The 13,732-nt window shown below is 59.5% G+C and carries 13 protein-coding genes; 8 read left to right on the top strand and 5 right to left on the bottom strand.

Annotation, left to right across the window (positions count from 1 at the left end; genetic code table 11):
• Nucleotides 1-33: 33 nt before the first annotated feature.
• Nucleotides 34-237, top strand: coding sequence for a hypothetical protein (locus tag C3B78_RS09025; RefSeq protein WP_104997773.1), 204 nt, complete (start codon nt 34-36; stop codon nt 235-237).
• A 562-nt stretch (nt 238-799) separates the two neighbouring features.
• Here the strand turns inward: C3B78_RS09025 and C3B78_RS09015 are convergent.
• The 5 genes from C3B78_RS09015 to C3B78_RS08990 all read right to left on the bottom strand — a co-directional run bounded on the left by C3B78_RS09015 (nt 800) and on the right by C3B78_RS08990 (nt 6,213).
• Nucleotides 800-1,111, bottom strand: coding sequence for a thioredoxin family protein (locus tag C3B78_RS09015; protein ID WP_104997771.1), 312 nt, complete (start codon nt 1,109-1,111; stop codon nt 800-802).
• A 1,466-nt stretch (nt 1,112-2,577) separates the two neighbouring features.
• The gene (locus C3B78_RS09005; RefSeq protein WP_104997769.1) at nt 2,578-3,024 is read right to left on the bottom strand and encodes a hypothetical protein; all 447 of its coding nucleotides are present in this window, start codon (nt 3,022-3,024) and stop codon (nt 2,578-2,580) included.
• A gap of 972 nt (nt 3,025-3,996) precedes the next feature.
• Nucleotides 3,997-4,272, bottom strand: coding sequence for an HPr family phosphocarrier protein (locus tag C3B78_RS09000; RefSeq protein ID WP_104997768.1), 276 nt, complete (start codon nt 4,270-4,272; stop codon nt 3,997-3,999).
• Nucleotides 4,273-4,468: 196 nt separating this feature from the next.
• Nucleotides 4,469-5,263, bottom strand: coding sequence for an HAD family hydrolase (locus C3B78_RS08995; RefSeq protein ID WP_158677226.1), 795 nt, complete (start codon nt 5,261-5,263; stop codon nt 4,469-4,471).
• Entirely contained in the window at nt 5,260-6,213 is a 954-nt protein-coding gene (locus C3B78_RS08990; RefSeq protein WP_104997766.1) for a metallophosphoesterase family protein, read from the bottom strand. The genes C3B78_RS08995 and C3B78_RS08990 overlap by 4 nt, the downstream gene beginning before the upstream one ends.
• A gap of 279 nt (nt 6,214-6,492) precedes the next feature.
• Here C3B78_RS08990 and C3B78_RS08985 point away from each other — a divergent pair, with 279 nt between their 5' ends.
• From C3B78_RS08985 to C3B78_RS08955, 7 genes are all read left to right on the top strand, one after another.
• Nucleotides 6,493-7,476, top strand: a complete 984-nt coding sequence (locus C3B78_RS08985) for a sugar-binding transcriptional regulator (protein ID WP_104997765.1) — start codon at nt 6,493-6,495, stop codon at nt 7,474-7,476.
• Nucleotides 7,477-8,570: 1,094 nt separating this feature from the next.
• A complete protein-coding gene (gene srlA, locus C3B78_RS08980) occupies nt 8,571-9,371 on the top strand; it encodes a PTS glucitol/sorbitol transporter subunit IIC (protein ID WP_234005566.1) in 801 nt (266 codons plus the stop codon).
• A gap of 2 nt (nt 9,372-9,373) precedes the next feature.
• On the top strand, nt 9,374-10,462 hold the full coding sequence (gene srlE / locus C3B78_RS08975; RefSeq protein WP_104997764.1) for a PTS glucitol/sorbitol transporter subunit IIB: 1,089 nt from the start codon (nt 9,374-9,376) through the stop codon (nt 10,460-10,462).
• 23 nt (nt 10,463-10,485) lie between these two features.
• Nucleotides 10,486-10,896 carry a PTS glucitol/sorbitol transporter subunit IIA gene (locus C3B78_RS08970; protein WP_158677225.1) on the top strand — a complete coding sequence of 137 codons (411 nt, stop codon included), beginning with the start codon at nt 10,486-10,488 and terminating at the stop codon, nt 10,894-10,896.
• Nucleotides 10,893-11,288, top strand: coding sequence for a transcriptional regulator GutM (locus C3B78_RS20385; protein WP_104997762.1), 396 nt, complete (start codon nt 10,893-10,895; stop codon nt 11,286-11,288). The genes C3B78_RS08970 and C3B78_RS20385 overlap by 4 nt, the downstream gene beginning before the upstream one ends.
• An 88-nt stretch (nt 11,289-11,376) precedes the next feature.
• Entirely contained in the window at nt 11,377-12,693 is a 1,317-nt protein-coding gene (locus C3B78_RS08960; RefSeq protein WP_104999712.1) for an NAD(P)H-dependent oxidoreductase, read from the top strand.
• Nucleotides 12,694-12,742: 49 nt separating this feature from the next.
• Entirely contained in the window at nt 12,743-13,714 is a 972-nt protein-coding gene (locus C3B78_RS08955; protein WP_104997761.1) for a thiamine pyrophosphate-dependent dehydrogenase E1 component subunit alpha, read from the top strand.
• The last annotated feature ends 18 nt before the right edge of the window (nt 13,715-13,732 follow it).

The raw sequence follows: 13,732 nt of genomic DNA, 5'->3' as shown, positions 1-13,732 counted from the left end.
GACCAGCACGCCCCACCGCACCCGGAGGCCACGATGAGTGATGATCCTCGCCTGGCTGCCCGCGCCTTCATCGAATCAGGCGGCCCAACCATTCCGCAAATCTGGCTTAAATACTGGGCACTGGGAGGGACGGCCGACGTCATGGAACTGGATGCATTCATCCACGGCATTCCCCTCCTCAGGGGCCTGGAAGTTGAACTTCTAACCCTCGCCCTAAAGGAACTATCGACCGAGTGAGGTTCCGAGGGCCGATCGAACCTTGGGCTGCCCGCCCCTACAGCCGCCTGCCCGCAAAGCCCTACCCCTGCCGGCGCCCAGCAACTGCCTGCCCCAAAACCGCCCCGCGGGAAACGCGGAGAAACATTCCACAGACGGGCCCATCGGCCCTGCCCGGACCTTGCCCGCTCTGGCAAACTTCCGCCCATGCGGTACTTCCTTGAATACGCAACCGACCAGGGAGTCGGCCGCTTCGCGGTTGAAGGCACAAATCTTTGTGACGCGCTCACAAAGGCCCGGGCAGCCCTGCAGGGTTTGGATTGCACTCGTGCCGCCCTGCGCCACACCGCACGCCCACGTCCAACCTCCGGTGAAGGGCAGGCCCTCGCCATTTACACGCGTACCGAAGGCTGGAAGATCCAAGGATCGCAGCCCGTGTCCGAGTAGCCGTTAGCGCTGCTTCCCTAAAACCTTTCTCTTCCTTCAAAATGTCCTCAAAGTGCCGCAGTCGGGCAGTGATCCCGTGCTTAGCGACCGCCGCCGTTTCCGAGGCGCCCGGCGCCTACGGCCACATGGCTTCGTGTCAGAATCCGCGGTTTACAAGGGCCTGGACTATTTGGTTGAGGGTCGGCAAGCCCGCAAACCCATCAGGAGTGGCGTATAACCTGCAGGCCAGATCGTCAGCTGGTGCGCCGGTCGGGAAAATGTCGGAGCCATCGACAGTGATGGTCGGGGAACCCGCGAATCCCGTGTCCGGGATGTCCGAGGCCGTGCTCAGCTGTCGCAGCCGCACGGCAATGTAACTGCGTCCCAGCACAGCCAAGGCGGACTCAAGACGTTCCAAAGCTCTAACGGTATTGGGGCACTGGTCGATGTGCAGCAGTTCTATCCTCATACATCCATTGTGAACCGTCACCACGACGTCCCCGGCTCCGGTCAGTTGAAGTGTGCTCCTCGACCGCGAGCTGCTGCGGCCGGGGGCTCAAAGTCTGCAGGAGCAAGGAGATTCGTTGCCACATGCAGCTCAGGAGCGCTCGGGTGCACCACCTACGAACCCAGCCCCCGTATAAAGCAGACATAAGTGTGGACACTGTCCACACCCCCTTTGGTAGGACAAACCGATCCACACCGAGACTCCATGAGGTCTCTGAGAAGCCCCTGATGAAGAATTTCATACCAAAGTCGGTCACGTCATGTTGTGCCAGCAGCCCTGGACCATGAACAGGTGTTGGCCACCCACGACCAACCCGAGACAACCAGGACGAGGTACCGCATAACCGCAGCCACAGCGGGCGGAAGGCCCACCAGCCAGGGCCTTGAACCCGCCACCCCACACACCTGAATAGGCCACCGCGGCAGCCAGGCCACAGCCCGCGAACCAGCCGTCAGAGCGACGCGACCACAAGCTTTGTACACACGTCAAAGCAAAATCGCCTCTGACGAGGGAAAACGTCGTGCCCGAGGTGGGACTCGAACTGTATTCCAGCCCCTGCAAACGCTGGGAACCCGCGAGAACATGCGGAATTGGAGGCGGTCCGCACCCTGTACCACCCGATCCGGGCCGGAAAGTGTGGACAATGTGCACACCCCAATTTCGGCCCCTCAAAGAGCTCAAACCCACGACCGCACACCTCAACGACAGTGGGCGGTTCTTGTTTGTCCTAACACATTCAGCGCTCACCCCGGGCGGCGTTCCTCTCCCTTACAATTGGAACGCCGGTCCGGAACCAAGACCGGCCACGGTCAGCGATCCATATACTCCACGATGCGCACGCCGAGCCGCTATCGCCCCAAGTACTCCGCAACCGCAGATCTTCCCCCCATGCTGTTGCATTCCATGTCGCCGATAGACAAGCAGAAGCATGAACTCTGCACGTCAATCTGGTATGTCTTCATGGTCGCTGGGCGGGTCCTCCGCGCAGCCAGGGCGCTGCCGCCGGCCCGGGAAACGAAAACTTTCCAGAACGAGGACCCAACTCTCCACACCGAAGTTCGCGCCCGGCGCCAGTCCCCAACCCTCAACCCCAGCAAATGGACCCTTGCTAGAACGATGCCCGCAACCAACAACCGAAAAATCACGACCCCCGAAATTTTCACCCACCGAGTGGGCACAGCTCCGCTTCCACGGCCATTCCCGCTCCAGCACACAACATTTAGGACCGGTCATGTGGTCGGGCAGGCTGCGACTTTGCCCAAAGGTCGGCGTCCGCGGCAGAAACCTTGAGTCGGCGGCAGCCGATCTCGGAACTCAACATGACCGTCGATGAACAAGCCACTGGCCAGCGATCGCAGGCCCCTCCGCGGCGTGCCGAATCAGGGACAGATTCACTCATCGGGGGCGTGTCTAGCCATTGAAAACAGTCATACTTCAGACACTAAGACGGCCCTGAGTGCTACCAGCCTTCGCGGTGAAAGGGTTTGAAACACTGTGTCTTCGGTTCGGATCGTCAACTGCAGGATGAGCTCGCTCAACTTGCTAAGGATCGCCTGTCTGGTTACCAGGTCCGTCGTCCCCTGCACCACCTTTAGGAGTTCGTTGTGGCAGTGGAAAGCTAAGCGGCGTTCGTCCGCCTCTGTTATCTCACCGTTTATCAAGGCGATGCGGATGAGCGCGGCCAGGAGGGCGGCGGCTTCGCCGGGAGTGGATGTCTCTGCTGATTGATTGATTACTGCAAGCTTCGACTGGGGGGGTTCTGATAAGCGAAAAGTCCCTTTGTTGATCCAGCCGGCACAATTCTGCGTAACGGTCCTGACGCGGCGTTTCATCTGAAGCGCTGTGTGGGAAGTGCCCATATCAGCAAATCGCATTTTCGTTCCATCCTTTGGCTGACTTGGAGCCTTGAAGGCCTCTCTCTTGCGCTCTCCCGGACCGGCTAGGGCGGCGATAAATCAGTCCACACCTGCGTGGACTTTTGGTTTTACCCCCACCCTTTTTGAGAGTCAAGACTTGGCTGGTGGCGCGTCTAAGGATTCGGGCTGACTGTGGGTACGCCGCACCGTTCTCGCGCCCAAGCGCAGGGAGTCCAAGCACGCCGCGGCAGGGTTTCGTTCCCGTGCATGCTTCGAAAATTGTGGTTCTCGGCCGGGCCATGCGGCGGAGGGTAACTGCCTGTTGCTCTTCGCCTAACGGCGGCCGGAGCATTCCATTCAGTAGGCGCCACCGAGGTCGACTACGCGTTCGGGCTCCAGGCAGCGTCCTTGCCAGCTAAGGTTCGACTGTTCAGGAAACTAGGAGAGCGGTAAGGGCCGCCATTCGGTGGGGAGAGAGGGTCTGAAAAGCGGTGTCTTCCGTTCGGACGGCCAGGTGAAAGCATAAAGTACGTAGCTTGCTCACAATGGCAGATCTGCTTTCCAAAGCTGTCGACGCGTCGACACTTCTCAGCTCCTCAAGGCACTGAAGAGCCAAATTGCGTTCGGGACCCTGGGTGATCTCTCCATTCATCAAGGCGGTATCTATCAGTGCCACCAGGAGCGCTGCTGCTTCTTCAGGTGTGGAAGTTTCTGCAATGTAAGTCATGTCAACTCACAGCCCTACTGAGCATAGTTTTGTTATGCGGAATGCTACTCCCGCGGACGCAGCATCGCGAGTCCGAAGGCCTGTAAACCTTGCGGTTTGCCTGCCCGCCCCATTTAGACCGGACAAGAGGCCTACGACGTGGAGAAGTCCAGCGGGGGCTTGCCGGGTACCCAAACAGGAAGACTAGGTCGGTGGGAGTTGCGAAAGCCCTTCCCACCGAGCCCCGCCTTTCGGCGTTCCGCCTGTCACAGAACGGGCAAGCCCTATTCGTCGTGGTTTGTCTCCAGGATCCGCACGAGTCCGTCAAGCGCTTCCCCTGCTCCATCGCCCTCAGCGCGCAGTACCACCACATCGCCGTGTGAGGCGCCAAGGCTCATGAGAGAAAGGATGCTGGCAGCATCCATTGCGTCGCTGGCCGGCTCCCCGTCACGCCCAATCGTTACGTCCAAGTCCAGTTCCGATACAGCTGCGGCGAAGATGGCAGCCGGTCGCGCGTGGAGGCCGACACGGCTGGCTATGGTGGCGGTTCGTTCAGTCATTGTTTCTTTCTCCTTCTGTTCTGGCCCGGGTAGGGGCCAAGTTGTTTGGGTTAGTAAAAAAGAGGGCATAGGGACCGGCCTGGCTGCGGCGAAGCAATTTTCTTCGCCCAATCGTTCTTCAGCCGTACAGGGGTGGCGGGCGCGAGTGCTTCGTAAGCGCAGTCCATCTCGAAGCAATCCGGAGGTCGGCAGACCACTAATTGAAGGCGCTACGGTCAAGAGGTGAGTCAGGGGTGGGCGTCCCAACGCGGCCCAATTCGGGTAGCAGCAGGAGTTCCTCCAGATCTTTGATCCTGTGATCCGGTTCGACTCCCCGGACCGGGCGACCTGGACCCGACGGGGCTTGCCTCAATATGCACAAGGCAAGACCAGCTCTGCGACCTGCGAGAATATCGCGATCTAACCGGTCCCCCACGAAGCATGCTTCGTGGGCCGGTGTCTGGACTGCGGCAAGCGCCTCTTCCAGGAGTTGGGGCCCGGGCTTCCTGTACCCAACTTCGTCAGAGAACAAGGTGGCGTCAAACAGCTCCAGCAGACCGTCATGGCGCAGCTGCACCCGTGCTGCTGCACCAGAAAGACAATTACTTGCCAACACAAGTTTCTTCCCGCCATGCCGGAGAGTCTTCAAGACTTGTGCCACGCCGGGGTTTGCGGGTCTGGAGATCACTTGCAGCTCAAGTTCCTGCGTGAGGCGAGCGGTATTGGCAAGGATCACGTCCCTTTCCACGTCCTGCCAGCCGTACGTGACGAGATCCCAGAATGTGTCTTGTGACATCTCCAACGGAATCCTCCGACGGTTTTGCAGGCGCTTCCATCCGTCGTACGCACCCCACGCACCTTCGATATCTTCGCTGATAATGGCGGGGCTCAACCGAGAGTGTGGAATAAGCCTATGAACGAAATGACCCATGGCCTCAAACCCGTGGGCAGGTTTCTGTACATCTGCCAGAACTCCTCCGTAATCAAAAATAACTGTCGCTATCGCCGTCATCCTGCCTCTCCCCACGGGCTCCTCCTGCCAGGGCTCTGCGTCCGTTCCTCAGCAGCGACCTCCAGGCATGGAGTACGACGCTTCTTGTGCACACCTTCTCGCCATTGAAGTTCCTTTGCCCCCACGTCCAGCTCGTAGTCAAGGAGCGGGGACTCCAACTCCCCTGGGATGTCCACCACGGATGCCGTTATTTCCCCGGAACTGACATCAATTAGGGAGAAGGCCCCGTGGTTCCAGCCGCGGATGTGTGAATTTTCAGCTAGGACATCCTGACTGTATGCGAGGGCAGGGCCGCACCAAACCAGCATTCCATGCCACATCGCCGAGCAGGGGTGGTGATAGTGACCTGTCACGATGCCCTTTACGTCGCTGCCTTTCAGAGCCGTTGATAGATCGGCGGAGTTACGAAGACCGGCGAAGCGCAGCTGCGGCATGGGCGAGGAAATCGGTGGATGATGCATGCTAAGCAATGTTCCTAATGGCGCTGGCTCTTGCGCCATTGCCTCAATCCATTCAAGCTGTTCATCGCTGAGCTCCCCGTAGGAACGTCCTGGGACGGAAGAATCGACTGCCAGGAGTCTGACACCCCCAACCATTCTCATATGGTCGTGGCTGTCCCCCGGGCGCCGAACAGCGTCTGAAGGGATGACTCCAAACAGTGCATCGAATTTTTCCCGGTTGTCATGATTACCCATCAGGGCGACTACGGGGCGGCGCAGTGCACCTTCAAGCAGCTCACTAAACTGCAAGACCTCGTCGTAGTCCCACCCGGAGGACCTGTCCACTAAATCTCCAGTCAGAAGAACGATGTCCGGCGCCGGGTCCACGGTCATCATCATGTCCATAACGGTCGCCAGACGGAGACTGATGTCTCCCGTCTTGTGCAGAAGCGCGCTTCGGTTCATCGTGTGAAGGTCGGTGATTTGAAGGAAACGGACCCTATCGCCCATGCAGCATCATCCCTCATCCGTCATACCGGGCATACACTGGAGCGGTTCCACGAACCTTTGGCGTATGCATATTTGTGCAAACCATGATCAAACACGTGTAAACTAATTGAAGCTGACGCCGACCACATACACAACCCCTTGGGATTGATATTGTGGCTGAAGTCAGGAAGTTCGCGAACAGAGGGAAACGATGGATCTGTCTACTGATCGCACGCCTGCTCCAGCACTCTTGGCCGCGGCGACGTCAAAGATGGACGCACGACTGCTTAGGATGCTCTAATGCCCTCTGCCCGCGAACCCGCCCTCCTTGCCCGCGCCGCACGCCTCTACTACGTCGAGGGCCGATCCCAGGCTGAAGTTGCGGCCGCCATCGGCGTTTCCCGCTCCAACGTTTCCCGCGTTCTTGCCGCCGCCCGCGAGCAGGGGATAGTAGAAATCCGCATTAACGACTCTTTCGAAAGGGATCTTCCTCTCGAACAGCAACTGCAGAGGGCCTATGGCCTAAGTGAATGCCGCGTCGCTTCACGGAACGACTTCCAGTCGCCGCTACTGCAAATCGGCGGCCTGGGTGCCGCCTGGGTGAAGGAGAACTTGCCCGACACGGGGGCCATTGCGGTGTCATGGGGATCTACGGTTCAGGCTGTTGTTGACGCCTTTGAGGCGGAGCCAATTCACACAGGCCTGCAAGTCCTGCCGCTGATTGGTGGCCTCTCAATAGTCAACGCCGCCGCTGACGGTAACGTCCTGGTACGTTCGCTCGCGCTGAAGCTTGGCGCCCGTGAAGCACGCCTGAACGCCCCCGCCGTTGTCGGCTCCCAGGAGAGCCGGGATACTTTTCTGCGGGAGCCCTCCATCAGCAGCGTCCTTGACGCCGCCGGAGCCGCCGAATTCGCCCTCGTGGGCATTGGTGGGGTGGGAAGCGGCGCGTCCGCGGCCATCATCGAAGCGATGCAATTTACCCCCGATGAACTACGGCAGTTCCAGCAATCAGGGGCTGTGGGCGACTGTTGCACGCGGTTTTTCGATGAAAGGGGCAGGCCCGTCGATTCTCCGGCCGATGGCCGGGTCGTCAGTATAGATCTGGATGCATTGCGCAGAATCAAGAAAGTTGTCGGCGTCGCAACCGGGGCGAACAAGGCCAAAGGGGTGCGGGGGGCATTGTTGGGAGGCTATATCGACGTGCTCATCACCGACACTGCCCTTGCAACGGCCCTCCTGTCGTCTGGGCAGGGGTCCCTCCCGGTCCCGTCAAGAGCTGAGTGACCGCGAGCAGCTAGCTGCAACAGCGAATTCTCATATCACCCCTGTCCCACACCCTGCACAAGCCGGCGGGTGGTAGGTCCTTCGTGCAGCTTCGGCCGCCACACGCCTCCGGCACGTTCGCTTAAGCCCGACATATTTGGGTGCCTAAATCGAACCCGCTTCTCGGCAATTGTTGTCCTAACTCGGCTCCGACTTTCCTCCGCGGCCAGCAGCGCTGATTGCGGCTCAGATTCTCGGCGATGGGTCAAATGTGAGCCATCACCTGTCCAGAAACAGTTAGCCGCTTTGTCGCTGGCTATTCTGCTGTAACGCCGCGCCTTGTCGAGAGCCGACGTGAATCGTGTTTGAGGCGGTTACTGTAGCGAGTGCGATGACCTTGGCGTCTGGACGAGACCCGCCGCTCCTTGCTGTGGCGACGACTCGAGCCCACCTTCCCGTCCTTGCACGTGGGGCAACTGCGGACCGCATGCGCCTCACTGTCAGGATCCTGACTAATTCGCTCCGTGAAATAAGCTGGCGTCTGCCCTCCCTACCAACTTTTTGCTGGAACCTCCTTCTGGGGGCCAAGCCGGGACTTCCACCAGGTCGCCCGCCCAACCACCCCAGCCCAAACACCCCAGTCCTCTCCTTCAGCAACTTGCCGAGTTGCTGGCTCGCGGTCTTCATCGAGGAGTCCCGTCCTGCGGCGCGTGCACGGCCGCGTCATCAGCCGTGCAAGTTCGCAACAAGGTGCCCGGAGACACCCAGCGCCGCCACCGCCTGTCCGAGATCGGATCACCCGCCGCGAAGTGCAACCGCGGAATAAGCACCCACAGCGGCCCGCTGGTCACACGGCATCGTGTCAGGATGGCGGCTCTATTTACAACCGTCACGCGGCTCATTCATCGACTGCCATCTACGCGGATCGCGACGGTCAGCCTCGAAATTGAGGGTGCGTCGGGCGGCACGCCCAATGGAAAAGATCGCCATGGTTACCGACCGGAGACGAATTCGCCCTTCGGGCACTCCGCGCGCAGGGCAACAGTGAGAACTGACGCTGAGTATCACTTGAAGGGAGGGACTTTTTGGTGTTATATGAATCACATGCAGATTTTGTGATTTCGGTTTTCACATTTGTGCAGACCGTCGGTGGGCGGATCTTGATGATCGACCCGCTGCCTGAACCTCCATCTGTAGACGAAGACGTCACTTACGAAAGGAACATTGTGGGGATTCAACTACTGGCGCTCCAATTAGCCAATGAGCCAACACCTCCGCCGCCGGCCTCAGACAGCCCTGTCGTTCAAGGACTTGAGTGGGCCGCTTCAGGCTTCATCGGATTCTTCGAGGAGGCCGGCAAGAACTTCAGCGGCCTCGTCACCGGAATTCTCCCGACACTGATCGTCCTCCTGACCGCCATGTACGCGATCACTACCTGGATCGGTGAAGAGCGCGTTACCCGTGCAGTCCAATGGTCCGGAAGATACGCGATTACCCGGTACACCCTCATGCCTGTGTTGGCAGTGATCATGCTGACCAATCCCATGTGTTATTCGTTTGGAAAGTTCCTCCCCGAGCGCCAAAAACCAGCCTTTTACGACTCCGCAGTATCGTTCGTGCACCCCGTCACCTCATTTTTTCCGCAAGCAAATGCGGGCGAACTCTTCGTCTGGATGGGTGTATCGGCAGGTGTTCTGAAAGCAGCTCCGGAGAAGTACGCGCTCTTGGCGCTCCTCTACTTCCTAGTCGGGATCGTCGTGATCTTCCTGCGCGGTATCACGACCGAATGGATCACGAACATCATGATCAAGCGCACCGGTCAGGACGCTGTCTTTAACGAGTACGACAGGGCGTTCAAGGAAGCCGGAACTCGCCGGCACAAGGCAGGCAAAGCTGTTGCAGGAGGTGTCGCATAACCATGAGCGAGAAACAATACAACGCCGTACGTGTCAGCGCAGGCAACGGAGGATGGGGCCCGGGCTTCGTGCTCACTCCTACTGAAGAGAAAAATGTCGTCCTCTCGGTGACGGGTGGCGGAATCCATCCTGTGGCTGCACGGATTGCAGAGCTTACAGGGGGAGAAGCGGTAGACGGATTCGTGAACCATATGGATGACAGCCGTGTTCTTGCGGCCGTTATCAACTGCGGCGGGACCGCCCGCATCGGAGTCTATCCGCGCAAGAAGATCAGTACTGTCGATGTTTTTCCAGGGGAGCCCGGGGGGCCGCTGGCGCAATTCATCACGGAAGACCTCTTCGTTTCTGCCGTGGGTGTGCGAAACATAGAACTTGTTGGTGAGGCAGCATCGGTGCAAGCCGGCTCCGCCGCTGCAGAAGGGGCGGCTGGAGCGACAACAACAGCGGGTGCCGCAGACACCCGCGAATCCCGGAATCAGGACAGGCCCCTGTCGGGGTCGAGCTCGGCTACTGCAGCGGAGGAGGGTGCTAACAAAGAGCGCCGGACGGGCATCCTCGGTGCATTCTCTAACTTCGTGGTCAAATTCGGGACCATCATCGGGCATCTGATATCTACCCTTTTGTCGTCCGGCCGCCAGGCCGTCAACCTGACCATCTCGACCATCCTGCCGTTCATGGCCTACGTCAGCCTCTTGGTTGGTTTCGTGACTTACACCGGCATCTCTGAGTGGATCGCAGCCGGTGTCCAGCCGCTTGCCTCAAACCCGCTCGGGCTGATCCTGCTGGGAGTCATCACGGGCATACCCGTCCTTTCGCCGATACTCGGGCCAGGGGCCGCAATCGCCCAGGTTGTAGGGGTGCTCATGGGAACCCAAATCGCTACCGGTGCCTTGCCCGTCCAGTACGCACTTCCCACGCTCTTCGCTATCGACGGTCAGGTGGGCTGCGACTTCATTCCCGTCGGGCTCTCGCTGGGAGAGGCAAAACCGGAAACGGTCGCCGTTGGAACTCCGGCGGTCCTCTTCTCGAGACTCATCACCTCGCCCTTGGCAGTGGTAATTGCCTGGTTGGCCAGCTTCCTCCTCGTTTGATCTGACAGAAAGAACTACAAAAGGTGACTTCAACGTTGAATACCCAGACCCAGTCCTATTTCCGCACTCAGGTCACTGCCGTGGCCGACGAAGCCAGGGACATGATTGAAGGTGGCGTGATGATCCTCTTCTCGCCCCCATGCCCCCCTGCGCTGGGGGACATCAGCGTTCTCCACGAACCCCTTCAACCACTTGAGCAGACGCCGCAGGTAGGCGACGTACTGAAGGTCGGGGCCGAATCGGCCGAACTCATCTCTGTTGGAGAAATCGCCGGCAACAATCTCAAAGAACTCGGTCACGTCGTTGTCTACTTCAATAAGGCTCCCGGCGACAAGATCCTGCCTGGCGCCCTCCATGTGGCAGCAGCTTTGACGGCCCCCGCCCCCGGCGACGTCATCGAACTACTCCGCGCCGCTGATGGCGGTTCACGGTGAACACCGAATTCGCACTCCTTCTCGGTGGAGCCTTGGTGCTGGGAGCGCTGTTGAGCTGGGCACAGCAACGCGCATATGCAAGGACAGTTCGTCGGATGGCTGACCAATACAGTGGACAGCCAGTTGCCCTCGTATCAGGCCGAGGCAAGGGCTTCGTTCGGGGCGCCATTGTTGTACTCGCCGTTGATGAACGATCCAGGCGCGTCGTGGCAGCCCAGGCCATGAAGGGTTCAACCGTCTTTGCCCGGTTCCGGCCTCACGCCGACCTTTTGGGCCCCCTCTCAAGCGCAACTGCCCGTGCCCACTCTGCCCTGATGAACAAGGCATTGCAGGAAGCGCAGAAGCAATACAAACAGCTCAGCTCAAAGCCCTTGTCACAAAAGACGGCTTAGGCGATACTTAAACACAAATGTGATTCATGTTTGCACCAAGGTGCATACCATTGGATCGAAGAAAATCATTGAAAGGTTGGTGTTCCAGATGGGATACGTCAAGAAACTGCAGGACCGCGAACTCACGGCAGGGCGGCCTGTTCGTGTCGGTTTGGTGGGTGCAGGACAAATGGGAACCGGCTTCGTGGCCCAGATCGCCCGTCAGAAGGGCGTCGATATCACCGTCATTGCTGACGTCCAGCTTGAGCGGGCCGTGAAGGCATTCAAGAATGCCGGCATCGAAGAGGTAAGCCAGGCAGACGACGTGGCCAAGCTTGCAGCTGTCATCAATTCCGGTGGGCGTGCAGCCGTGAACGACGCACTCATCCTGCCGAAATTGCCGATCGACCTGGTTATCGAATGTTCGGGTGTTCCGGAGGTCGCGGCAAAGGTCGCGTTGGCGTCGCTGCTCGGCGGAAAGGACGTGGCACTGATGACTGTTGAAGCGGACGTCACTGTCGGCCTGCTTCTCGCCAAAATCGCCGCCCAGACAGGTCGAATCTACACGGTCTGCCGCGGCGATGAGCCCGTCGAATGCCTCAAGCTTGTCGAATATGTCCAGGACATCGGACTGGAGGTAGTCTGCGCGGGCAAGGGCAAGAACAACCCCCTGAACCACGACGCCACCCCGGATACCCTGACCGAAGAGGCCGCATCCAAGGGAATGAACCCCCGCATGCTCTGCAGCTTTGTGGACGGGACAAAGACCATGATCGAGATGGCAGCATTGTCTAATGCCACCGGGTTGCCGCTGTCGCAGCGGTCCATGATCGGCGCGCCGAGCACGGTTCCTGAACTGCATGACACCTTCCGCCCCGAGTCTGCAGGTGGCGTTCTGCCCAAGGAAGGCGTCGTTGACTACGCGACCGGCCCTGTCGCCCCCGGCGTGTTCGTTGTTGGAAAGACCGACGACCCGGTTGTTAGGGAAGAACTCGAGTACCTCAAGTTCGGTGAAGGACCCTACTACTCCTTCTACCGCCCGTACCACCTGGCAAGCATCGAGGCTGTATTGTCCATCGGCGAGGCCGTGATCGACCGGACGCCCTCGCTGGCTCCCGTCTGTTGGGAGTCAGACGTCGTGGCAACGGCAAAGAAGGATCTGAAAGCCGGAGAAACCATCGATGGCATCGGCGGTTTCACGGTTTACGGCGATGCGGTGGCAGCTGATACAGCTGCCAAGAATGGCGAATTGCCTATCGGGCTGGCGTACGGGGCAGTGCTCCGCCGGGACGTTCCCAAGGGTGCGGCCCTGACCTACGAAGACGTTGTCCTGGACGAGCGCAAAACCATCGTCGCCCTGCGCCGCATGCAGGATGTCCTGCTCACAGAAGGAACCCTGGCCGGCGAGATCCTCGCAACCCTGTGATGACCACAGCCTGCCAACCCCAGCTAACCGTTTCACCAGATGAGGGAAAATGACTGAAATAGCGAGCGACCCCACCCAGGCGCGCGAGGTGCTCAGCACGATGTGGAAGATCCGCAAATTCGAGGAGGGCGTGGACGATCTTTTCGGCCGCGGACTGATGCACGGAACGATGCACCTGTCCATAGGCCAGGAGGCCGTGGCCACAGCAGCCTGCCTTGCCCTTAACCGTGACGACTACATCACCTCCACCCACCGGGGTCACGGCCACTGCATCGCCAAGGGTGCAGACCTGGAAAAGATGATGGCTGAGCTTTTGGCCAAGGAAACCGGATACTGCCGGGGACGTGGCGGATCAATGCATATCGCAGACACCACAACCGGCAACCTCGGGGCGAACGGCATCGTCGCCGGAGGCGTGCCCATCGCAGCAGGTGCAGCACTTTCAGCACAGATGCGGGGCACGTCCCAGGTGGCCGTCTGCTTCCACGGGGACGGCGCCATGGGCGAAGGCGCATGGCATGAAGGCGTCATTCTTGCCGCGATGTGGGATCTCCCCGTCATTTTCATCTGTGAAAACAACAAGTACGGCATGTCGATGAATTCAGAAGAGGCCTTCCGGCTCGAACAGCTCTCAGACCGGGCCAAGGGCTACGGCATCCCCGGCTACACCGTTGACGGCAACGACGTACAGGCCGTATTTGAAGTCGTGAACGAAGCTGTCACGAGGGCCCGCGCCGGGAACGGCCCCACGTTCATCGAAGCCAAGACCTACCGCTGGAAGGGTCACTCAAAAAGCGACAAAAACCTGTACCGCACACGGGAGGAAATCGCCGAATGGCGCGAACGGGACCCGATCCTGGCGTTCGAGCAGAAAGCTCTGGCAGCCGGCAGCCTAACCAGCCAGGACATAGAGCAGGTCCGCAACGAAGCCCGCGACGAACTCCGTGACGCCGTGCAAAAAGCAAACGCAGCACCGGACGCATCCGCCGACGAGCTCCTTTCCGCCGTATACGCGAGCTGACAGAAAGTATGGAATAGC

The organism is Arthrobacter sp. PGP41, from assembly GCF_002953935.1.
Classification (GTDB): domain Bacteria; phylum Actinomycetota; class Actinomycetes; order Actinomycetales; family Micrococcaceae; genus Arthrobacter.
This window is presented reverse-complemented; position numbering and strand designations above follow the sequence as displayed.